This window comes from Thermoanaerobacter ethanolicus JW 200 (genome assembly GCF_003722315.1).
GTDB classification, from domain to species: Bacteria; Bacillota; Thermoanaerobacteria; order Thermoanaerobacterales; family Thermoanaerobacteraceae; genus Thermoanaerobacter; species Thermoanaerobacter ethanolicus.
Window position 1 is genome coordinate 2,583,956 of the sequence record NZ_CP033580.1, and the last position, 20,455, is coordinate 2,604,410.

Genomic DNA, 20,455 nt, shown 5'->3' on the forward strand with positions numbered 1-20,455 from the left:
GCCTCACTTAAGTTACGTGTAAAGTATATGCAATCTCGCTTAAACTGTATCTTTATAAAATCCCTTTAGTAGAAGGTATCCCTTCTACCCTTTCATCTATCTTTAGCGCTTCATCAAGAGCCCTCCCCAGTGCTTTAAAAGTTGCCTCTATAATGTGATGACTGTTACCGCCGTGCAAAAGTTCTACATGCAGTGTAATGCCAAAGTTGTAAGCAAAGGCTCTCAAAAATTCCTCCACATTTTCCGTTTCAAAATTTCCAACTTTTTCAGCTTTTAAAGGCAAATCACAGTATAAAAAAGGCCTTCCACTTATGTCTACAGAAACTCTCACTAAGGCTTCGTCCATGGGTACATAAAAAGTGCTAAACCTTTTTATAGACTTTTTATCTCCACAAGCCTTTAAAAAAGCATTACCCAATACAATACCTACGTCTTCAACAGTGTGATGAGTGTCTACCTCTAAATCTCCTTTTGCCACCACTTTTAAATCAAAAAGTCCATGCCTGGCAAATAAAGAAAGCATGTGGTCAAAAAAACCTATTCCTGTAGCTATGTCATAATTTCCTTTTCCGTCAATATTAAGTTCAACGTATATATCCGTCTCTTTAGTTTTTCTTTTAACTTCCGCCTTCCTCATAGCAATAACTCCTTTAACCCATTTATTAAATAATCATTAGCCTCGCAACTACTCACTGTTATCCTTAAAGCTCCTTCAAGCCCTTCTACCTTTGAAAAATCCCTCACCAAAATTCCTTGTTCTAAAAGTCCTTTGTATACATAACCTGCATCTTTAAATTTTACCAATATAAAATTCGTTTTTGAGGGATAAACTTTAACGCCAGGAATTTTGCCTAGCTCTTTTATAAGACGCTCTCTTTCTTCTAAAATGTAGTTAATTCTTTCTTTTAAAACACCTGTCCTTAAAACCTTCAAAGCTATTACCTGAGATAAAGAGTTAATGTTATAAGGTGATTTCACAAGGTTTAAATACTTTAAAATATTCTCGTTAGCTACAGCATATCCTACTCTCAAACCGGCAAGTCCAAAAGCCTTAGATAAGGTCCTTAAAACAATCAAGTTTTCAAATTCATTTATAGCATCTACAATTGTATTACCATAAAACTCAAAATAAGCTTCGTCAACAACTACAATTCCATTGCTCTTTTGTATTATTTTAATTATATCTTCTCTTTCTATAACACTTCCTGTTGGGTTATTAGGGTTACACAAAAACACTAATTTAGGCCGATATTTTTCTATAACTTCCGTGAAACTCCCCACATCATAAGTATAATCTTCTTTTAATTTTACACGTATTTCAATGGCTCCTGCAATTTTGCTATATACACTGTACATAGCAAAAGAAGGATGAGGATATGCTACCACATCACCTTTGTTTATGAAAGCCAGCATAATAAGGTGGATTATCTCATCCGAGCCATTTCCCACAAATATGTTTGTAGGCACTACTCCACAATATCGTGCCAATTCTTCTTTTAACTTTTCTGCAGTAGGGTCTGGATATACATTTACTTGAGAAGATTTTACAATCTCTTGAATATTTTTTATCACTTCTTCAGGAAGTTCAAAAGGCGTTTCATTTGCATCCATCTTATATCTGTAGGGAATACTGTGCACTTCATAATTTTTAAATCCCTTAATTTCTTCTCTCACCAAATTCTCAATCATTTTAAAACCTCACTTTTATAGAATTAGCATGAGCGGTAAGCCCTTCTGAATTTGCTAAAGTTATTACATCCTCTTTTACCTCTCTCAAAGAATCCTTAGAATAATAGAGAATATTCATCTTTTTGATAAAGTCCGTCACAGAAAGAGGCGAGAAAAACCTTGCTGTTCCACTAGTAGGAAGCACATGGTTAGGGCCAGCAAGGTAGTCCCCTAAGGGTTCTGGAGAATATTCTCCCACAAAGACTGCTCCTGCATTCTTGACTTCACCAATTATTTCAAAGGCATTGGAAATGTTAAGCTCTAAATGCTCTGGAGCTATGTCGTTTGCAATACCAATTGCTTCTTGTAAATCATTTACAACAATTATCGCACCAAAATTTTTTAATGACTCTTCAATTATTTCTTTCCTTTCAAGATATTCCATTTGCCTTTCAATTTCTATTTTTACTTGTTGTGCAACCTCCAAAGATGTTGTGACAAGTATTGAAGATGCCATTGCATCGTGTTCTGCCTGTGACAACAGATCCGCCGCCACATATTTAGGATTAGCGCTCTCATCTGCTATTACCAAAACTTCACTGGGGCCTGCCACCATATCAATATCCACATGTCCGTAAAGGGCTCTTTTAGCCATTGCGACAAAAATATTTCCCGGGCCAACTATTTTATCCACCTTAGGTATTGACTCTGTACCAAAGGCCAAGGCTGCAACAGCCTGTGCGCCTCCAACTTTATATATATCCTCTATTCCTATCTTGTCTGCAGCCACTAACACATAAGGGTTTATTCCCTTCTTACCAGCCGGAGAAACCATCACTATTTTCTCTACACCAGCCACCTTTGCAGGTATTCCATTCATCAAAACTGAAGAAGGATATGCAGCAGTTCCCCCCGGCACATAAATCCCAACTTGAGAAAGAGGTCTTACTATCTGCCCATAAACTATACCTTCTTTAAAATCCATCCATGTAGACTGTTTTTGCTTTTCATGAAATTCTGTTATGTTTTTGATAGCTTTGTCAATCGCTTTTAAAAATTCTCCTTCCACTTCTTTATAAGCATTTTTTATTTCCTCTTTCGTAACTTTTACAGTACTTTTGTCAAGATTTATTCCGTCAAACATGTAAGTATACTCAAACAAAGCCTTGTCTTTTCTCTCTCTTACGTTTGAAATTATTTCTTCCACTTTTTTTGCTATTTCTTTATTCTCTAATTTACTTCTGTTGTGAAGCTTTTGTAAAATACCATTGTCAATTCCCTTTCGAAAATCAAATATCTCAATCATTTTAAACCTCCTTAAAAGTTTCCACAACCTCTTTTAATTTTATAATTATCTCTTTTATTCTCTGGCTTTTAGTTTTAAGACTGGCTTTATTCACTATCAATCTCGCACTGGAAGGAAAAATTTCTTCAATGACTATAAGACCATTTTCTCTTAAAGTATTGCCTGTCTCTACAATGTCTACAATTACCTCTGACAGCCCCACAATAGGAGCAAGCTCCACAGAACCATTCAGCTTAATTATTTCTACATTTTCTCCCTTTTGCCTGAAAAATTCTTCTGCAATATTGGGAAACTTTGTTGCAACTCTTTTATTAGTAAGAAAACTGTCCTTTGCCTCTTTAGGCCCCGCAACCACCATTTTACAAAAACCAAATTTTAAATCTAAAACTTCATAGCAATCTTTTTTTTGCTCTAAGAGAATATCTTTTCCACAAATCCCCAAATCAGCTGCCCCGTGTTCTACATATGTGGGCACATCCATCGGCTTTACCAACATAAACTTCATTAAATTTTTATGGTCATTAACAACAAGTTTTCGAGAAATATCTTTTAAAATATTCTCAGCAATTCCTGCCTTTTCAAACAAAGTTATAGCACTATCTGCCATTCTACCTTTTGGCAGTGCAATAGAAATATTTTCCATATTATTCCTCCATATCTATAATTTCGTCAAAGCTATTTTCATCAACATGCTTCGCTTTTTCATAGCTATACATCTCTACAATTTTTCCCTCACCTCTTAACAAAGTGGCTTTCTTGTAAGCATTACTTCTTAAGTTTTCCTTGTATTTTATTAAAACTCTCCAGGATTTATCAATAATATCTTTTTTCTGTTTTTGAAGTGCTAACATTGACCTTTCCACACTTATAGCAAAACCTGTCGCCGGAATGTGCTCTCCAAAAATCCCTAAAAGACCATCATACCTTCCTCCGGTACATATAGCATAACCAATCCCTTTAACAAAACACCTGAATATGATACCAGTATAATAATTAAGATTTTGCACCATTCCTAAGTCAAAACTTATATACTCTTCCATACCAAAATCTTTTAATATTCTATATACTCTTTCAAGGTAATCTATCGTTTCACCTAGTTTAGGAGTATCATAAAGCTCTTTTGCTCTTTTAAGCACTTCTTCGCCACCAAATAAAAGAGGAAGTTCACTTAAAAACTTTGCTTTTTTGCCCCTAATTCCTTTATCATTTATGAATTCTTCTATCGCAGATTGATTTTTCTGTTGCAAAAACTCTCTTAAAAGGTTTATTTCTTCATTTTGTAGCTCTAAATCTTCCACTACTCTTTTAAAAAATTCCACCTGTCCCACGTCCACTTTAAAGTCCTCTATTCCAATACTTTTTAAAGCCTCTATCGCAACTGCTATTATCTCTGCATCAGATTCTTCATGGTTTGTACCTATAAGTTCAATCCCTGCCTGAGTAAACTCTCTCATTTTTCCTACCTGGGGATCATCATAGCGATAGACATTAGCGACATAGCATAACTTAAGTGGGAAACTACCTTTTAACTTTGTAGACACAATTCTCGCTATTTGAGTAGTCACATCTGGCCTTAAAGCTAATATATTTCCCTTTTTATCGAAAAATCTGTACAAATTGTTTTCATCAAACAAAACAGAAAAATTATCGTTATATTCAAAAGTAGGAGGCATTATCTCTTGATAGCCAAATTTTATAAAAACCTCTCTAAACTTTTCTTCTATTTTGCGCTTAACTCTATATTCTTCCGGCAAAAAATCTTGTACACCATCAGGCAAATATATCATTAAAACACCCCACAATTTACTCTGTCTTTGTAACGTGATAAAGTAATAAACTGTACTTCTTTTATTGTATCCTAATTTTCAATGTATGTCAAGCATAGACAAATAGGCAGAAACGTACTGAATATTATCCTGCTTGCATTGTAAATCCACGCGCAAAATCAAAAAAGTGAAATTTTACATTATTTGAAGAAGACTTAGGGTTGTTGTGGTATAATTAAATATAAAAGGAGTTAAATGTGAATAATGTATTTACTGTTAGATGAAAAAGGTGTGGATTTTTGGCAATTTACATAAGAGGAATAAAAGCTTTTAATCTAATTTGAAAGAAGGTGTTAAATATGCCGTTGCCAAAAGAAAATAAAATATATACTTATGCAGATTATATAGCGTGGCCAGAAAATGAAAGAATAGAACTGATTGATGGCCAAATTTACTTGATGACTTCCCCTTCAAGAACTCATCAAAGGATCTTGGGACAGCTTTTCTACCAATTCTTTGATTATCTCAAAGATAAATCGTGTGAAGTATATATGGCACCTTTTGATGTAAGGTTTCCTGACGGAAATGAGAAGGACGAGGAAAATATAAAGACTGTAGTTCAGCCTGATATAGTTGTTGTGTGTGATGAATCCAAGCTTGATGAGAAGGGATGTACGGGAGCTCCTGATTTGATAATCGAAATTATTTCGCCTTCAACAGCACAGAAAGATAAACTCCACAAGTTTAACTTGTATGAAAAGTATGGTGTGAAAGAATATTGGATAGTAGAACCCGAAAACAAAATCCTAAGTGTGTTTATTTTACAGGATAATGAAAGATATGGACGACCCGACATATATACACAAGATGATAAAGTTAAAGTTTCTATTTTTGAAGATCTTGTGATTGATTTAAAAACAGTACTAATATGAATAGAAACTGATACTGTAGAAAATTTTGTGTAGACTGATTATAAACCTCTTTATTGACAAAAATTAGAATGTAAAACAGTTCTATAATAAATATTGGTCGTATAAAAATCACCCATAAAAAATAGGATACTTATTCTAAATACCTGCTATAATAAAGTGGCATTCAGAAAAGTACCCATCCCAACTCCTGACAAAGAATCTAAATATGACTTTTAATTGTATTGTTTTTCAACTATATCTAAAATTCCTTTTTTCTTTAACATTTCTTCCGGAACTAAAAATGTTACAGTCGCTACTCCTGGCAAACGTCCTATTTCAATAGCACCGGTGATTGTAGCTCTGTTCAAAACTTCCCCTAATGGAATCCCCAAAAAGTTAGCTGCTCTTCGCAATCCATTTTCGACAGCTTCATTTAAATTTTCACCAGTTCCAATGAAAGAAAGAGGATAAGATTTCTCTAAACGACTGACATTCCACTTCAAAGAAAGCTGCTTCGCTTTTTCAATTTCTCTTTCTGTTAAGGGTCGTGCTAAATAAGGCAAATCTTCAAAATTAGGCAGTAAAATAGGTCCCTCAATGTTTAAATTCTTAATAACCTTAACTTTCAAAATTACTATTCCTGCTACATCTGTTGTATGCCCTGCAATTTCTCCATCCCCCTGCATTGCATGCATATCTCCTACATAAACACCAGCCCCTTTGACTTTTACTGGTGCTATAACAACCGCTCCCTTTCTTACACGATTTACATCCATGTGTCCATCCGTTCGATGTAACTCTAGTTCCTCTTTTGTAATTCCATATTCATGAGGAGCATTAACAAGAAAAGTACCAAAATCCCCTGCATTATGAGAATCAGGCATCCTTTTAGAAGGCAATGTTCCTAATTGCCCTAAAAAAGGCCTCATACGAGCTATTACTCCCACTAAGTCATGAGGAGCAAGAGTAACAGATGGATTTTGCACAGAATTATAAGGAATTTTCATGTATTCTCTACCATTTCGTGCTATTTTCTCGGCAGTTTCCTTATCAACTGTTACTCCAATTTCGTTTTCTTCATCAAAGACCATAGTATAGCCATGTTCAAACTTAAAAGGTACTACATCTGCTCCACAATTAGCACAACGAATAGAATCAGGTCCAACTCCTTCTATTACAGTCTCCGGATAAAGTGTTCCGCAATTAGGACATTTAGCTGCAACAAAAGGATCTCCTACATACCGTCCTTCAAGGACTTTCTCCTTCCCAGACGCTGTTGCAATAGATGTTATGTGAATATCTTCAATATAAATTGCTATTGCATCACCCACTTCTGCGTTTTCTACAAATACTGGTTTTGTTACCTCATGACCACCCCTTAATTTAGGAGTAAGCATCGGCCCCCAACATCCTGGCGCTGTATTTGCTATAATGTATCCTCCATCTTTTACAACTCCTAACATTTTTTCATTTGGATCGAGAATTCCATTAGTAAATTCATCTACATAAATGATGTTTTTAGCCTCCATAAGCCTAAGTCTCCTTTCTTTAATTTTTTTGATATTATTATAATTCCACATAAATGTGTAAATTCCTTTGTAAAAGTTTAACTTAAATTTTGCAAATGGATTATACACCTGCTTGGTTTTCGCTCAAAGGATTTATTCAAAGAAATTTCTTTAAATCAAAAAGCGAAATTTTACATTACTTGAAGAAAACTTAATATTATTGTGGTATAATGTATTTACACAGGAGTGATTGATGAATACTTTTATGAAGCAAAGCCTGTAAAACTTACGAAGCCCCAGTTTTTGAATATAAAGATGAATAAAAGGGAGAGTTTAATAAAGACAAACGGTAAAATGTCAAGGGGGTAATTAAAAAATTTTTGAGACATTTGGAGGTCAAAAAAGACAAAAAGATATCCTTCTTCCAATATACTAATAAATGGTATTGGGAGTTCCAGAACAAAATTCCTTATTAATTTTTAACAAAAAAGTATTTAAATACTAGCAACACCTCTTTCTTGATATATTTGACCTTTGCTGAGCATTGCAAAGATCAGAGGGATTAATCTTCTAGCAGTTAAGACGAGGGCACGTTTATGTTGGTGTTTAGGTACCTCGCGATACTTCTTGTTGTAGTACTCTTTAAATCTCACTGTGTGCACCCTAACACAGTTAGCGGCTTCAACAAGATAGTATCGCAGGTACTGATCACCACACTTAACTAAAGAAGTATCCTGGGCATTGAAATTACCAGACTGATATTTATTCCAGATGAGGCCGGCATACTTGGCAACAGCAGCTTCATTATTAAACCTTTTAATATCTCCAATTTCGGCGATGATACCAGCAGCAAGGACGTCCCCAATACCGGGGATACTAGTTAAAGTTTGAGAAAAAGCTTTAAGCTGTCTTGATATCTCGCCATCAAGCTTTTTAAGTTGAGATTCGAGGAAGCGAATATTTTCGAGTGTCATAGAAAGAGCTAAGTCGTTTGCTTCAGCAAGATCATGATGAAGCCTGTAAGCTCTGTTAGCAGCAGCTTTTAAAGTTTTGGCGATTTGAGTAGGATCTGAGAGTCTGTTATTGCCGTTTTTCACAATAAAGTCGATGAGGTCATCAAGAGGCATGGAAGCAATATCATCAGGTGTAAAATTTTCAATAATAGCTAAGGAAGCCTTACCGAATATATTACTAAAAGGGCACTCTGAGGGATAGGTTGAGAACTTGAAGGAAATAAGGTTTAGGGCGCGATTTTTTTCACGGACCAGGCTACGAACAATATGATAACGCATGCGAGTGAGTTTTTGTAGTGCAGCGTATCTCAAGTCTGGGAGAGGAGTTGGTTTGACCTGTCCAAATCTTACACATTCAGCAATAACAGCTGCATCAATGGAGTCTGTTTTAGGAAGATGGATATAAGCGCCTTTAAAAGATTTAATAATAGAAAGATTGATGACGTAAAATAGAGGATTAAAGGGAGCAAGTTCAGGAGAAGAAGCTAGGAAAGTATGCAAATGCCAAGCATAGTGTGAAGTAGCTTCCATGCCAAATTTGATAGATGAAATATTGTATTGTTGAGCAAGAGAGATAGTAAAGTTTAGAAACTGCTGAGCGCCATCCAAATCATTAGGGAAGAAGAAAGTTTTTTTCACTAAGCGGTTGCCGGTCTCATCAATAAAAGAAGCAGCATTTAATTCACTTGAAATATCAATGCCAACGATAAGTGTAGAGCTCATGGATAAATTCACGCTCCTTTTTGTAAAAAGTTTTTTAAAGGTCCTTTGTCTCTTAAGTTTTTGTAATACACCCTCGCCGTGGGAAGTAGCCAGATTTAGCTTATAGGGTGCCTGACCATCGATGCTCAAGCGATGGACAGATAAGCTAAAGAGGCACAACAAACGAGTATGTATTACTCAATAACTCCAGAGGTTCAGTCTTATTCGAGTGGTGATGCTGATTTACCAGCATGCCACAGGAGTAAGCCAAAAATACCTCAGTAAACTTAAAAGGGACCTTCCACTTTTAAGTTTATCAGAGACAAAGGACCATTTAAATAAAAAAATGAGAGATTTAATTATGAGATTGTTTTACCAGGGTAAAAATGGTTTTTAAGGATTTAATTTATGTGTTTATTATTAAATTTTTGATGTGAATTACAATCATATTATACGAGAGGTGTTTTTTATGATAGAAGCCACTGAATTATTAAAGTATTCCTTAGAAGATGAGCTAAAGAGAATAACGAATATTATTATTGAAAAGTGCAATCCAGAGAGGATAATACTTTTCGGGTCAATGGCTAATGGTACTGCTAAGGAATGGAGCGATATTGACTTAGTCGTGATAATGGATACGGATTTAAGATTTGCTGATAGAACTTTATATTTAATGAGGCTTACCCATCCTAGAGTAGGAGTTGATTTTTTAGTATATACACCAGAAGAAGAAGAGTTGTTTAAGAAGAATAGAGACCTATTTTATACCGAAGAGGTACTCAAGAAGGGGGTCATATTGTATGACAGAAGTTCATAAATATAGTCAGTGGTTAGATTATGCTAATGACGATTTGAAGGCAGCAAAAGAACTGTTAAAAACTGATTTGCATAATATTGTTTGTTTCCATTCGCAGCAAGCTGTAGAAAAAGCTTTAAAAGCCTATTTGGTTTTTAATAATATAAATCCTCCTAAAGTACACAATTTGATCACTTTGTTAGAATTGTGTATAAACTTGGACAAAGAATTTGAAATTTTGAGAGATGATATGGAATTTTTAGACTCCTATTATATTCCAACAAGATATCCAAGTGCTCCTATTGGCTATTTACCTGGTGGCAAACCTAATAAAGATAATGCTACCAAGGCATTTGAAAAAGCTGAAAATTCTGTGAAATATATAATTAAACTTGTAGAAGATAAGAAAAAAGAATAAAACCTTAACCTTATTATTATGACCTAGAATTTAAGGTCTCTTAGAGAAAAAGCTCCTCTTTTATTTAGTTGATGCTAAGTCTAACAGTAAGAGAAAATGGTCGTCTTCCTCAGCTTAGTGTATTAAATGGAATGAACCCATAAAAAGCAAACAAAGTTTTACTAAAGTTACACAAAGCTCTTGACATTACTAATAATTGGAGTATCATTATATTTAAAGTAGGTATAGTTATATTTTTAACAATAACCCCAAAAATCAAAAATGGAGGAGGGTTTAAAATGAACTCATCATTAGAGTTCGAAAAGCTTTTAGAGCCAATTCAAATTGGACCGATGAAACTGAGAAACAGAATTGTCATGCCTCCAATGGTTACAAATTATGCAGCTGCTGATGGTGCAGTTACCGAACGTTTTAAAGCTTATCACCAAGCCAGAGCAAAAGGTGGAGTAGGCTTAATTATTGTAGAAGCAACATATGTTCATCCAAGTGGTAAAGGTTTTCAAAATCAAGTTGGTATTTACAAAGATGAATTAATATCTGGCTTGAGAGAATTGACTGAGACGGTGCATAAGTATGGAGCAAAAATTGCCGTGCAACTTTATCATGCTGGTAGGCAAACAACTTCGAAAGTTACTGGAATGAAAGTGGTTGCCCCTTCACCTATTCCTTGCCCAGTTAAGCAAGAAATGCCCAAAGAATTATCAGTAGACGAAATAAAAGAATTGGTAGAAGCATTTGGACAAGCTGCAAGACGTGCTAAAGAAGCAGGGTTTGACGCCATTGAAATCCATGGCGCCCATGGTTACCTACTTAATCAATTCTTATCGCCGTATAGCAATAAACGAACCGATGAATACGGTGGAAGTTTTGAGAATAGAATTAGATTTCCATTGGAAGTTGTCAGAAGAGTAAGAGAAGAAGTTGGTGGAGATTTCCCTATTATATATCGCATGAGTGCTGAAGAATATGTTCCTGGAGGACTTACGATTGAAGATACTAAGATATTTGCTCAAAAGTTAGTAGAAGCAGGAATCGATGCCCTGCATATTTCAGGTGGAGTATATGAATCTTCGGCAATGATTATCCAGCCCGCAGCCATTCCTCAGGGTTGTTTTGTAGAAAACGCAGCTGCTATAAAGAAAGCAATTAATAGCAAAGTACCTGTAATTGTTGTTGGTCGAATCAAAGATCCTCTTATGGCAGAACAAATCATCCGTGAAGGCAAAGCTGATCTAGTATCTATAGGAAGAGCTCTACTAGCAGATCCGGATCTGCCCCGAAAAGTTTCTGAAGGTAAGATTCAAGAAATAAGAAAATGCATTGGTTGTAATCAAGGTTGTATTGATCGTTTATTCCAAGACCTTGATATTACTTGCATAGCTAATGCATTAACTGGACATGAGACAGAATTTGATATAGAAAACCCGGCAGAGGAAAAGAAGAAGGTATTAATAGTTGGTGGTGGACCTGGTGGTCTAGAAGCAGCCAGGGTAGCCGCTTTGCGAGGACATGAAGTAGTTCTTTACGAAAAGCAAACAGATCTAGGTGGGCAAATGCTAATTGCTGCTGTACCGCCTTATAAAGGAGAAATAAATGATTTGGCTAATTATCTTATTAATCAAGTAGAAAAATCTGGAATTGCGATTGTAAAAGGCAAGGAAGCAGATATAAAGACAATTCAAGAGGTTAAACCAGATGTGGTAATCTTAGCAACAGGATCTGAACCAATAATTCCTGAAATTCCTGGAGCTAATCAGAAAAACGTTGTTACAGCGCATGATGTCCTTAAAAATGCGGTTATTGTCGGTAAAAAAGTAGTTATCATTGGTGGTGGACTGGTGGGTTGTGAAACTGCAGAATTTTTAGCTGATCAAGATAAAGAAGTAACTGTAGTGGAAATGTTGGATGATATAGCAATGGATGTTGGAGCATTGACTAGAGTTCTCTTACTAAATAGAATGGCTGAGAAAAAAATAACCGTATTGACGAAGAGCAAAGTTCGAGAAATATCAGGAGATAAAGTTATTATGGAAAGTAAAAGTGGAACTCAAGAAATAACTGGTATAGATACAGTCGTAATGGCAGTTGGTTCTAAACCCAAAAATGATTTATTGAAGTCCATTGAAGAAGAAAATATACCTGTTTATGCTATTGGAGATTGTGTCAAGCCTAGAAAATTTATAGATGCCATTCACGAAGGTTTTCGCATAGCGTATAATTTGTAATTTTAAAAATTAGGAGGGATGATTCGCCTCCCTCCTAATCGATTTTACTCAATTACAACCCACTTATTTTCTTTTGCAGATTTCACTATTTGTTCACATAAGAATAATTCGCGACGTCCATCTTCAAAAGTTGGAAAATCAGGAGTTTCTCCTTTAAGATGACCATCCTGAAGTATATATTTGTAAACTTTTTTAAACATCTGTTTAGAAGTATCAGGAAAACCTTCGTTATGTCCTCCAGGGAAACTAGTTATTTCTCTAGCATAAGGATTTAATAACGAAGGGTCTTTCATTAAAATTTCATTAGTCCCATCTCTTCTTCCAATCCAAAGTTCATTAGGTCTCTCTGAATCCCAACTTATAGACTTTTTAGAACCATAAATCTCAAAATATAATCTATTTTTTCGTCCTGCTGCAACCTGATTTACAGTCATTGATCCATGTGCTCCATTATTAAATTTTAAGAGTACTGTAGCATAATCTTCAGTCTCAATCTTTACTTCTTCATAATCCTCTGGACTTAACAATTTCCCTGCATAGGTTTCAACAGGTTTTAGTGGTTTTTTCCTTATAGGATAAAATGTTGCAAAATCCGCACACACTTCATTTACTTTAATTCCTGTAACAAATTCGATTAGATCCAACCAATGGGAACCTATATCTGCAACCGCTCTAGAATCTCCACTAAATTCAGGCAAAAGTCTCCAGTTAAAATCTGTATCATAAAAAAGCCAATCTTGCTGATATGAACCATTTACTGCAAAAATCTGCCCTAATTCACCTTCTTCTATCATTTTTTTTGCATGATGCATTAAAGGATAAAATCTTAAATTAAAATGTGCCGCATTCACAAGTTTTTTCTCTTTTGCAATTTTAATAAGCTCGTCAGCTTCAGAAGAATTCATAGCTAAAGGCTTTTCGCATATTACATGTTTGTTTGCCAATAAAGCATCTTTAGCAACTTTATAATGGAGGTAATTGGGAGTACACACATGAACTGATTCTATTTCTGGATCTTTCAATAATTCTTTGTAATCACCGTAATATTTTTCTACATTTAATAACTCTGCTTTTTGCTTTGCTACCTCTTGATTAACATCTGCAATTGCTACTACTTCTACAAATCCTAATCTTCTTAAAGCCTCAATATGTGCAGGTCCTATAAAACCCGTACCTATTATTCCAACCTTTATTTTTCTCATTTTTTACATCTCCTCCTCTACCCTAATTTAATCTAATATGGCAGCGCCGATGATCCCTGCATCATTTCCAAGCTCTGCTTTCCTTATGTCAGCATAAGGAAGGTCTTTGAATAAAATATTTTCTGACACTTCTTTTTTAAGAGGTTTTATGAGAAAATCCCCTGCATTTGCAACTCCGCCACCCAATATTATCACTTCAGGGTCAAACATGTTTATCACATTTACAATTCCAATAGCTAAGTATTTGACGTAGTCATTGAAAATTCGCATGGCGTCTTCATCATACTGCTTCGCAGCATCAATTACGTTTTTAGCCGTTATGCTGTTTATATCTCCATTTGCAAATTTTAAAATAAGAGAATTGGGATTCTTCTCTACCGCCTTTTTCCCTTCTCTTATTAAAGCAGTTGCTGAAGCATATGTTTCCAAACATCCAATCTTACCACAGTTACACCTTACACCATTGTCTCCTATCACTATGTGTCCAAGCTCAAGTGCAAAATGATGAGCACCGTTGTATATTTTGCCGTCGAGAATAAAGCCAGATCCTACTCCTGTACCTAAAGTAAGCGTGATAGAGGACTTTGAGCCTTTACCAGCGCCAAATATCGCCTCTGCCAAAGCCGCTACATTTGCATCATTGCCCATATATATTGGCAAATCAATGTATTTTCTTATTTCTTTTGCAAGGGGAACTTTTGTCCAAAAGAGATTCACCGCTCGTATTACTATGCCTTTTTCGCTATCTGCTACACCCGGGACTCCTATTCCCATTGACTTAATGTCACTTACACTTAGATTACTCCTCTTAATAAGTTCAAAAGCTATATCCGCTATGTCTTTGGCAATCGCCTCATAACCTCTTTCCGGTTTTGTCGGTCTGCTATCTGTAGCTACTATACGTCCTTCTTCATCCACTAATCCAACAGCTATGTTAGTGCCTCCAAGGTCAACGCCAATTCTCATTCTTCTCATCACCTTTATTATTTTTGTTAGCTATATTTTCTAAGAAAATTTAACCTCATGAAATGCAAGTTTCGTAAAATTATACAATGAATTGTTTTAGATAATTCTTGCTCATTATTAATGCACGTTTTTTATGCTCTAAAGAATCTTCAAAAGCTTTATCCTCCACTTCTATGCAAGCAGGACCTTCATATTTTATGTCATAAAGCGCTGATATAAATTTTTTCCAATCTATATCGCCAAGACCCGGAATTTTTGGTGATTGATATTCGAGAGGTGTTGCAAGAATTCCAACTTCATCCAATTTATTTTTAAAAATTTTAGTATCTTTAAAATGTATATGATGTATCTTATCTTTAAACTCATATAATGGCTTTATATAATCCATTTGTTGCCATACAAAATGTGAAGGATCGTAATTTAACCCAAAATTCTCACTTGGAATAAGTTCAAACATTCTTCGCCATATAGCAGGAGTGGTTGCTAAATTTTTCCCACCAGGCCATTCGTCATTTGTAAAAAGCATAGGACAATTTTCAATTAAAACTCTCACGTTGTGTTCTTCAGCGAATTTGATTATTGGTTTCCATACCTCTACAAACATTTTTAAGTTTTCTTCAACATTTTTAGTTTGATCTCTTCCAATAAAAGTATTGAAATTTTTTATGCCAAGTTTATTTGCCGCTTTTATTCCTTTTTTTATGTGTTCTATATAAAATTCACGCTTTTCCGGATCGGGATCTAAAGGATTAGGATAATATCCTAACGCTGAAATTTCTATACCTGCTTTATTGAGGTAATTCTTAATATAATTTGCTTTTCCCTCATCAATATCAGAAACATCTATATGAGTCACTCCTGCATATCGTCTCTCAGCTTCTCCTTTGGGCCAACACATAATCTCCACACATGAAAACTCATTTTGCGAAGCAAAATCTATAACTTCCTCAAAACTTAATTCTTCCAATATTGCGCTTACAAAACCCAGTTTCATTCGATGAGTTCCTCCTCTTTTATTTAGATAAGACATATAAGACATATATTTTTTAGTTAACCATCCATGCTTAAGCAAGCACAACCAGGAATGAAAATAGATTTCTAAATCTATTTTCGTGCTAAAATTCTTGCCCATTTCTAATCCCTAACTTTTTCTCCTTTTTACTTTGCTTTAAAGGGATAGGTTAATAAAAACCTACCCCTTTAACTATTAAATATCAACTATTAATAATTAGCATTGGGATCATAAAATTTATCTACATTTTCCGATGTTACTGTGGGAGCATCAAGTATAATTTTCCTCGGTATTGTTTTCTCCCATAATTCGCTTAATCCTTTACCCTCAAGATAATTTACAGCTAATCTTACAGCACTTCCACTCATCGTAGGAGCATATACAAAAGTAGCAGCCATTAATTTATCGTGGTTTTTTAACAATTCATAAACTTGTTTATTGCCACCAACTCCTGTAACAAACATTTCATTTTCTCTATTAGCATTTTTAATTGCTTGGATAACCCCTAATGCCATTTCATCATCTTCTGTATAAACAGCGTCTATTTTTGGTTGTGACTGTAATATATTTTGCATCACATTAAAAGACTTTTCTTTTTGAAAATCCCCAGGTTGCATTGCAACTACTTTAATGTCAGGATAATTTTTTATAACATCATTAAAGCCTTGTGTCCTTTCTGTAGTAACTGAGGAAGGAACACCAGTAATAACAACTACATTCCCTTTACCGTTTAGTCTTTTAGCAATATATTCTCCTGCCTCTCTACCTATTTGATAATTATCACCACCGATATAAACATCATAATTCTCACTATTTATAGCCCTATCTACAATAATTAAAGGAATCCCCGCTTTTTTAATTTTATCGGCAACAGGCGTCATTGCTGCAGACTCTATTGGAAGCATTACAATTGCATCAACTTTTTGTGTTATTAAATCCTCAATATCTGCAGTTTGTTTCATGGGGTTATCAGCAGTAGTTAATATATATTTTATATTTTTGTGACGTTCTGCTTCTTGTTTAGCATTTTGAATGATCGCCCCAAGCCATCCATGGTCTGCAGCAGGAAAAGAAAGACCTATTGTATACGTTTTTTCAGATGCTGTATTTTGAGGCTCTGCACTTTGGGTAGTTTGGTTTTGAGTACTTGCATTTTGTTGTTGATTAGTAGTTGTAGATGTTGAACTACATGCGACCATACTAAAAACTAAGCTTACCACTAAAAAGCTCGCCAAAAAAACTTTAACAATTCTCATTTGAAATTCCTCCTCTCGATATTATTTTTTATAGTATTATTTTTTATTTGAACCCCATTTATCTCTATGCTAAAATACATAAAGAGCGTTTTTAGGAGAAAGTGGGGTTCAAAATTATTTGGCACATCACTATCGGTTAAATTAAAATTAATCCTCTTTTTATTTGTTTTCTTTTTTTTGTAGTAAAACCGCACCTATGATAATTACACCTCTTACAAATCCTTGCAAATAAGGAGAGATATTAGACAAGTTCATTAAATTAGCTAACACACCTAAAATCAAAACACCTACTATAGTACCAAAAATTTTTCCTCTGCCACCTGATAATTTTGTTCCTCCAATTATGACTGCTGCTATGGAATCCAATTCGTAAAAAGTACCTGTGCTAGAAGAGGATATTGAATTTAATTGTGATGATTCTATCATTGCTGCAACTGATACAGTAAAGCCTAAAAACATATATACAAATAGTTTAACCTTATCAACATTAATACCAGAATATAAAGTAGCCTTTTCATTTCCACCTACTGCATATATGTATCTACCATACGGTGTTTTTTCTAGTATTACATATGCAATTAGATATACTATCAAGAAAATCCATACTGGAACTGGAATATAAAGTATCCGGCTATTTGCAATATTTGAATAAGCCATAATAGAACCATTTACACTGCCTCCATTTGCATAATACAGGATTAAAGACCGCGCAATAGTCATCATACCTAAAGTAACAATAAATGGTTCTATTTTAGCTTTTGTGATTATAAGCCCATTTATTAATCCTATAAAAATTCCAACTAATATTCCTATAACAATTGACAAGAATATACCACTACCAAAATTTTGTACAGTTAGTATTACTCCACCTATTAAAGCAAGAACTGACCCAACAGACAAATCTATACCACCCGATAAAATAACAAACGTCATACCTATAGCAATGATACCTATAATAGATGATTGTCTCAAAATATTAATGATATTTGTTAAAGTTAAAAAATATTTATTCACAAACGTAGCTAATATAATTAAAAGAATCAATGCTAGTAAAACACTATTGTTTTGATAGAAAGAGTGAAAAGTCTTCTTCTTGGCTAACTCTCTATTCACCTAGGACACTCCTTTCAGCTAATCCTGTAGCGTATAGCATTATCTCTTCTTCTGTAGCTTCTCCCCTATAGAATTCTCCTGTAATTTTTCCCTGCCACATAACTAGTATCCTGTCACATAACCCTAAAAGTTCTTGCATCTCTGAGGATATAACAATTATCCCTTTTCCCATATCAGCCAGTTTTTTTATTAAGTAATAAATCTCTCTTTTAGCACCGATATCAATACCTCTCGTTGGTTCATCCATAATATATATTTCAGAATTCTTTAGAATCCATTTTGCTAACACAACTTTTTGTTGATTTCCTCCACTTAGATATTTCACCTCCTTAACTAAACTTCCCACATCTATCGCTAAATCACGTGCAATATTTGTTACATCCGAAATTTCATTTTTCCTATCAATAAAAAATTTTAATTTTGCATATTTTTCCAAATTAGGTATAGTTATATTAGACTTTGCATCCATTTCGAGTATCAAACCTGTACTTTTTCTATCCTCTGTTGCAAGACATATACCTTTTTTTAAAGCATCTATCGGTGATTTGATATCAGTTAATTCACCTTTTACGTATATTTGCCCATCAAATTTTTTTCTAATGCCAAAAATTGTTTCAGCTAATTCTGTTCTACCAGCTCCAACCAGTCCAGCAATGCCTAAAATTTCTCCTTTTAACAACTTGAAATTTATATCTTTAACACTCTCACTAGTTAATTTTTCAACTCTTAATAGTTCCATCTTGGAACTTAATTCATGCCGAGGGAATAATTCATTCAGCTCTCTACCCACCATTAACTTAACAATTTCTTTTTCATCCACATCTTTTACATCTTTTGTTGCAATATATTTTCCATCTCTCAATACTGTAACTCTATCACATATTTCAATTATTTCTTTCAGACGATGAGAAATATACAAGATAGTTACACCCGAATTTTTTAACGATTTCATTAAAGCAAATAACTTTTCTATCTCTTTATCTGTCAAAACAGCTGTAGGTTCATCCATTATAAAAATCTTTGAATCTAAAGAAAGCGCTTTTGCAATTTCAACAATTTGCTGTTCTGCTATACCCAAGTTTTTTACTAATTCATACGGATTGACATTAAAACCTATACGCTGAAAAATTTTTCTTGTCCCTTCTGCCATTAAATTATAATCAACAAATAGTCCCTTCCTTGGCTCTCTTCCAAGAAAAATGTTTTCTGCCACTGACATATCCTGAATTAAATTAAATTCCTGAAAAATTGTGGCTATGCCAAGTTTTTGAGCTTGATCTGGACTTAATATATCTACTTTTTTTCCATCAATGAATATTTCCCCAGCATCTTTTGTATAAACTCCACTTAAAATTTTCATCAATGTAGACTTGCCTGCGCCATTTTCACCTACTATAGCATGAATTTCGCCTTTTTTTACTGAAAATGATACATTATCAAGAGCTTTTACGTTATAAAAAGATTTGGTAATACCCTTTATAACAATGTAATTTTCTTTATTCATATTCATATTTATCACTTCCTCATACAACTTTCCCTTATTATCAAACGATGTTCTAATACAATATTTCTATTCACAACATTTTCCCCTTTAATCAATTTGATAAGCATATCCATTGCAGTAGTCCCAATTTCATACATTGGCTGAGCTATAGTAGTTAATTCAGGCTTTATAATAGAAGCTAATTTAATATTATCAAATCCTACCACTGAAACCTCTTCCGGTACTTTAATGTTATTATCTATGCAATATCTTATAAAGCCTGCAGCCATATCATCCGATGCAGTAAATACAGCAGTTGCTTCGTTTTCTAAGATTTGCTTTGCATGTTTATAACCACTTTCGTAATAAAAGTCTCCTTCAAAAATAAGTTTTTCATCAATTTCTATTCCATATCTTTCAAGAGCCGCCTTATATCCTCTTAATCTATCTCTGGATAATACAATACCTTTAGGACCATTTATATAAGCAATTTTTTTATGGCCTAGCTTTATTAAATATTCAGTAGCTTCATAAGCAGCTTTAAAATTGTTGATAGAAACAGTAGGAATGTCTAAATTGTCTATATATTCACAAGCCACAACTACTGGACAAGTTTTAGTTAATTCCAAAATGTTAGTATAATTAACTCTTGCTGTTAAAAAGATAATTCCATCTGCTCCTCTTCTTTCTGTAAACCTTATATATTCAAGTTCTTTCTCCACATCATTATTGGTATTGCATAAAAGCACATTGTATCCGTTTGCATTTGCAACATCTTGCATACCCAAAAGTATTTTTGAGAAAAAAGTGTTAGTAATATCGGGAATCACAACAATAATCGTGTCAGTCTTATTTTGTCTAAAATTTTTAGCTATAGTGTTCGGTTTGTAATTTAGCTTTTTAATTGCATCCAAAACTTTTTGTTTTGTTTCGCTATTCACACCTCCCTGTTCATTTAAAACTCTTGAAACTGTAGCTGTAGAAACCCCAGCCAACTTTGCAACATCCCTTATTGTAGCCATTTACTCACACTCCTTGTAATCTATTACGTATGATTCAAAGACTTATTTTAATATGATTTACCGATTGTATATGTAATCGGTAACTATT

General features: G+C 34.2%; 18 protein-coding genes. 4 read left to right on the forward strand and 14 right to left on the reverse strand.

What is annotated here, in order from left to right:
• Positions 1 to 52: 52 nt before the first annotated feature.
• Genes hisB through hisZ form a run of 5 tightly spaced genes read right to left on the reverse strand, consistent with a single transcriptional unit; the run spans position 53 to position 4,761 of the window.
• Positions 53 to 637 carry an imidazoleglycerol-phosphate dehydratase HisB gene (hisB, locus tag EB239_RS12885; protein ID WP_003870629.1) on the reverse strand — a complete coding sequence of 195 codons (585 nt, stop codon included), beginning with the start codon at positions 635 to 637 and terminating at the stop codon, positions 53 to 55.
• Positions 634 to 1,689 (reverse strand): histidinol-phosphate transaminase, encoded by a 1,056-nt coding sequence (gene hisC, locus EB239_RS12890; RefSeq protein WP_003870628.1) that lies wholly within the window; start codon positions 1,687 to 1,689, stop codon positions 634 to 636. The genes hisB and hisC overlap by 4 nt, the downstream gene beginning before the upstream one ends.
• Position 1,690: 1 nt before the next feature.
• Positions 1,691 to 2,974: a histidinol dehydrogenase gene (gene hisD, locus EB239_RS12895; RefSeq protein WP_003870627.1), complete on the reverse strand. Its 1,284-nt coding sequence runs from the start codon at positions 2,972 to 2,974 to the stop codon at positions 1,691 to 1,693.
• A 1-nt stretch (position 2,975) separates the two neighbouring features.
• Positions 2,976 to 3,617 (reverse strand): ATP phosphoribosyltransferase, encoded by a 642-nt coding sequence (gene hisG / locus EB239_RS12900; protein ID WP_003870626.1) that lies wholly within the window; start codon positions 3,615 to 3,617, stop codon positions 2,976 to 2,978.
• Between the two features lies 1 nt (position 3,618).
• Positions 3,619 to 4,761 (reverse strand): ATP phosphoribosyltransferase regulatory subunit, encoded by a 1,143-nt coding sequence (gene hisZ, locus EB239_RS12905; protein WP_003870625.1) that lies wholly within the window; start codon positions 4,759 to 4,761, stop codon positions 3,619 to 3,621.
• Positions 4,762 to 5,099: 338 nt separating this feature from the next.
• Between hisZ and EB239_RS12910 the strand changes: the two genes are divergently transcribed.
• A complete protein-coding gene (locus EB239_RS12910) occupies positions 5,100 to 5,672 on the forward strand; it encodes a Uma2 family endonuclease (protein ID WP_003870624.1) in 573 nt (190 codons plus the stop codon).
• A 212-nt stretch (positions 5,673 to 5,884) separates the two neighbouring features.
• Here the strand turns inward: EB239_RS12910 and EB239_RS12915 are convergent, their stop codons facing one another.
• Together EB239_RS12915 and EB239_RS12920 are read right to left on the reverse strand one after the other, a co-directional pair.
• Entirely contained in the window at positions 5,885 to 7,180 is a 1,296-nt protein-coding gene (locus EB239_RS12915; RefSeq protein WP_003870623.1) for an acetamidase/formamidase family protein, read from the reverse strand.
• A gap of 473 nt (positions 7,181 to 7,653) precedes the next feature.
• Complete coding sequence (locus EB239_RS12920; protein WP_003870622.1) at positions 7,654 to 8,895, reverse strand: IS110 family RNA-guided transposase; 1,242 nt, start codon at positions 8,893 to 8,895, stop codon at positions 7,654 to 7,656.
• A gap of 448 nt (positions 8,896 to 9,343) precedes the next feature.
• Between EB239_RS12920 and EB239_RS12925 the strand changes: the two genes are divergently transcribed.
• From EB239_RS12925 to EB239_RS12935, 3 genes are all read left to right on the forward strand, one after another.
• Complete coding sequence (locus tag EB239_RS12925) at positions 9,344 to 9,691, forward strand: nucleotidyltransferase domain-containing protein (protein ID WP_003870621.1); 348 nt, start codon at positions 9,344 to 9,346, stop codon at positions 9,689 to 9,691.
• Entirely contained in the window at positions 9,675 to 10,088 is a 414-nt protein-coding gene (locus EB239_RS12930) for a HEPN domain-containing protein (RefSeq protein WP_003870620.1), read from the forward strand. The genes EB239_RS12925 and EB239_RS12930 overlap by 17 nt, the downstream gene beginning before the upstream one ends.
• 278 nt (positions 10,089 to 10,366) lie before the next feature.
• Positions 10,367 to 12,313, forward strand: a complete 1,947-nt coding sequence (locus EB239_RS12935; RefSeq protein WP_003870619.1) for an oxidoreductase — start codon at positions 10,367 to 10,369, stop codon at positions 12,311 to 12,313.
• A 44-nt stretch (positions 12,314 to 12,357) separates the two neighbouring features.
• Here EB239_RS12935 and EB239_RS12940 read toward each other — a convergent pair whose 3' ends face one another.
• The 7 genes from EB239_RS12940 to EB239_RS12970 all read right to left on the reverse strand — a co-directional run bounded on the left by EB239_RS12940 (position 12,358) and on the right by EB239_RS12970 (position 20,367).
• Positions 12,358 to 13,515 carry a Gfo/Idh/MocA family protein gene (locus EB239_RS12940; RefSeq protein WP_003870618.1) on the reverse strand — a complete coding sequence of 386 codons (1,158 nt, stop codon included), beginning with the start codon at positions 13,513 to 13,515 and terminating at the stop codon, positions 12,358 to 12,360.
• Between the two features lie 27 nt (positions 13,516 to 13,542).
• The gene (locus EB239_RS12945; RefSeq protein WP_003870617.1) at positions 13,543 to 14,481 is read right to left on the reverse strand and encodes an ROK family protein; all 939 of its coding nucleotides are present in this window, start codon (positions 14,479 to 14,481) and stop codon (positions 13,543 to 13,545) included.
• 79 nt (positions 14,482 to 14,560) lie between these two features.
• A complete protein-coding gene (locus EB239_RS12950; protein ID WP_003870616.1) occupies positions 14,561 to 15,475 on the reverse strand; it encodes a sugar phosphate isomerase/epimerase family protein in 915 nt (304 codons plus the stop codon).
• A gap of 227 nt (positions 15,476 to 15,702) precedes the next feature.
• Positions 15,703 to 16,749 carry a substrate-binding domain-containing protein gene (locus EB239_RS12955; RefSeq protein ID WP_003870615.1) on the reverse strand — a complete coding sequence of 349 codons (1,047 nt, stop codon included), beginning with the start codon at positions 16,747 to 16,749 and terminating at the stop codon, positions 15,703 to 15,705.
• Between the two features lie 159 nt (positions 16,750 to 16,908).
• Positions 16,909 to 17,862 carry an ABC transporter permease gene (locus EB239_RS12960; protein WP_003870614.1) on the reverse strand — a complete coding sequence of 318 codons (954 nt, stop codon included), beginning with the start codon at positions 17,860 to 17,862 and terminating at the stop codon, positions 16,909 to 16,911.
• Positions 17,855 to 19,372 (reverse strand): sugar ABC transporter ATP-binding protein, encoded by a 1,518-nt coding sequence (locus EB239_RS12965; RefSeq protein WP_003870613.1) that lies wholly within the window; start codon positions 19,370 to 19,372, stop codon positions 17,855 to 17,857. The genes EB239_RS12960 and EB239_RS12965 overlap by 8 nt, the downstream gene beginning before the upstream one ends.
• 5 nt (positions 19,373 to 19,377) lie before the next feature.
• Complete coding sequence (locus tag EB239_RS12970; protein ID WP_003870612.1) at positions 19,378 to 20,367, reverse strand: LacI family DNA-binding transcriptional regulator; 990 nt, start codon at positions 20,365 to 20,367, stop codon at positions 19,378 to 19,380.
• Positions 20,368 to 20,455: the final 88 nt, after the last annotated feature.

What these genes read in the sequence shown, in the direction of transcription:
- hisB (WP_003870629.1), bottom strand. Translation starts at nt 637, where the DNA reads ATGAGGAAGGCGGAAGTTAAAAGAAAAACTAAAGAGACGGATATATAC.
- hisC (WP_003870628.1), bottom strand. Translation starts at nt 1,689, where the DNA reads ATGATTGAGAATTTGGTGAGAGAAGAAATTAAGGGATTTAAAAATTAT.
- hisD (WP_003870627.1), bottom strand. Translation starts at nt 2,974, where the DNA reads ATGATTGAGATATTTGATTTTCGAAAGGGAATTGACAATGGTATTTTA.
- hisG (WP_003870626.1), bottom strand. Translation starts at nt 3,617, where the DNA reads ATGGAAAATATTTCTATTGCACTGCCAAAAGGTAGAATGGCAGATAGT.
- hisZ (WP_003870625.1), bottom strand. Translation starts at nt 4,761, where the DNA reads ATGATATATTTGCCTGATGGTGTACAAGATTTTTTGCCGGAAGAATAT.
- EB239_RS12910 (WP_003870624.1), top strand. Translation starts at nt 5,100, where the DNA reads ATGCCGTTGCCAAAAGAAAATAAAATATATACTTATGCAGATTATATA.
- EB239_RS12915 (WP_003870623.1), bottom strand. Translation starts at nt 7,180, where the DNA reads ATGGAGGCTAAAAACATCATTTATGTAGATGAATTTACTAATGGAATT.
- EB239_RS12920 (WP_003870622.1), bottom strand. Translation starts at nt 8,895, where the DNA reads ATGAGCTCTACACTTATCGTTGGCATTGATATTTCAAGTGAATTAAAT.
- EB239_RS12925 (WP_003870621.1), top strand. Translation starts at nt 9,344, where the DNA reads ATGATAGAAGCCACTGAATTATTAAAGTATTCCTTAGAAGATGAGCTA.
- EB239_RS12930 (WP_003870620.1), top strand. Translation starts at nt 9,675, where the DNA reads ATGACAGAAGTTCATAAATATAGTCAGTGGTTAGATTATGCTAATGAC.
- EB239_RS12935 (WP_003870619.1), top strand. Translation starts at nt 10,367, where the DNA reads ATGAACTCATCATTAGAGTTCGAAAAGCTTTTAGAGCCAATTCAAATT.
- EB239_RS12940 (WP_003870618.1), bottom strand. Translation starts at nt 13,515, where the DNA reads ATGAGAAAAATAAAGGTTGGAATAATAGGTACGGGTTTTATAGGACCT.
- EB239_RS12945 (WP_003870617.1), bottom strand. Translation starts at nt 14,481, where the DNA reads ATGAGAATTGGCGTTGACCTTGGAGGCACTAACATAGCTGTTGGATTA.
- EB239_RS12950 (WP_003870616.1), bottom strand. Translation starts at nt 15,475, where the DNA reads ATGAAACTGGGTTTTGTAAGCGCAATATTGGAAGAATTAAGTTTTGAG.
- EB239_RS12955 (WP_003870615.1), bottom strand. Translation starts at nt 16,749, where the DNA reads ATGAGAATTGTTAAAGTTTTTTTGGCGAGCTTTTTAGTGGTAAGCTTA.
- EB239_RS12965 (WP_003870613.1), bottom strand. Translation starts at nt 19,372, where the DNA reads ATGAATATGAATAAAGAAAATTACATTGTTATAAAGGGTATTACCAAA.
- EB239_RS12970 (WP_003870612.1), bottom strand. Translation starts at nt 20,367, where the DNA reads ATGGCTACAATAAGGGATGTTGCAAAGTTGGCTGGGGTTTCTACAGCT.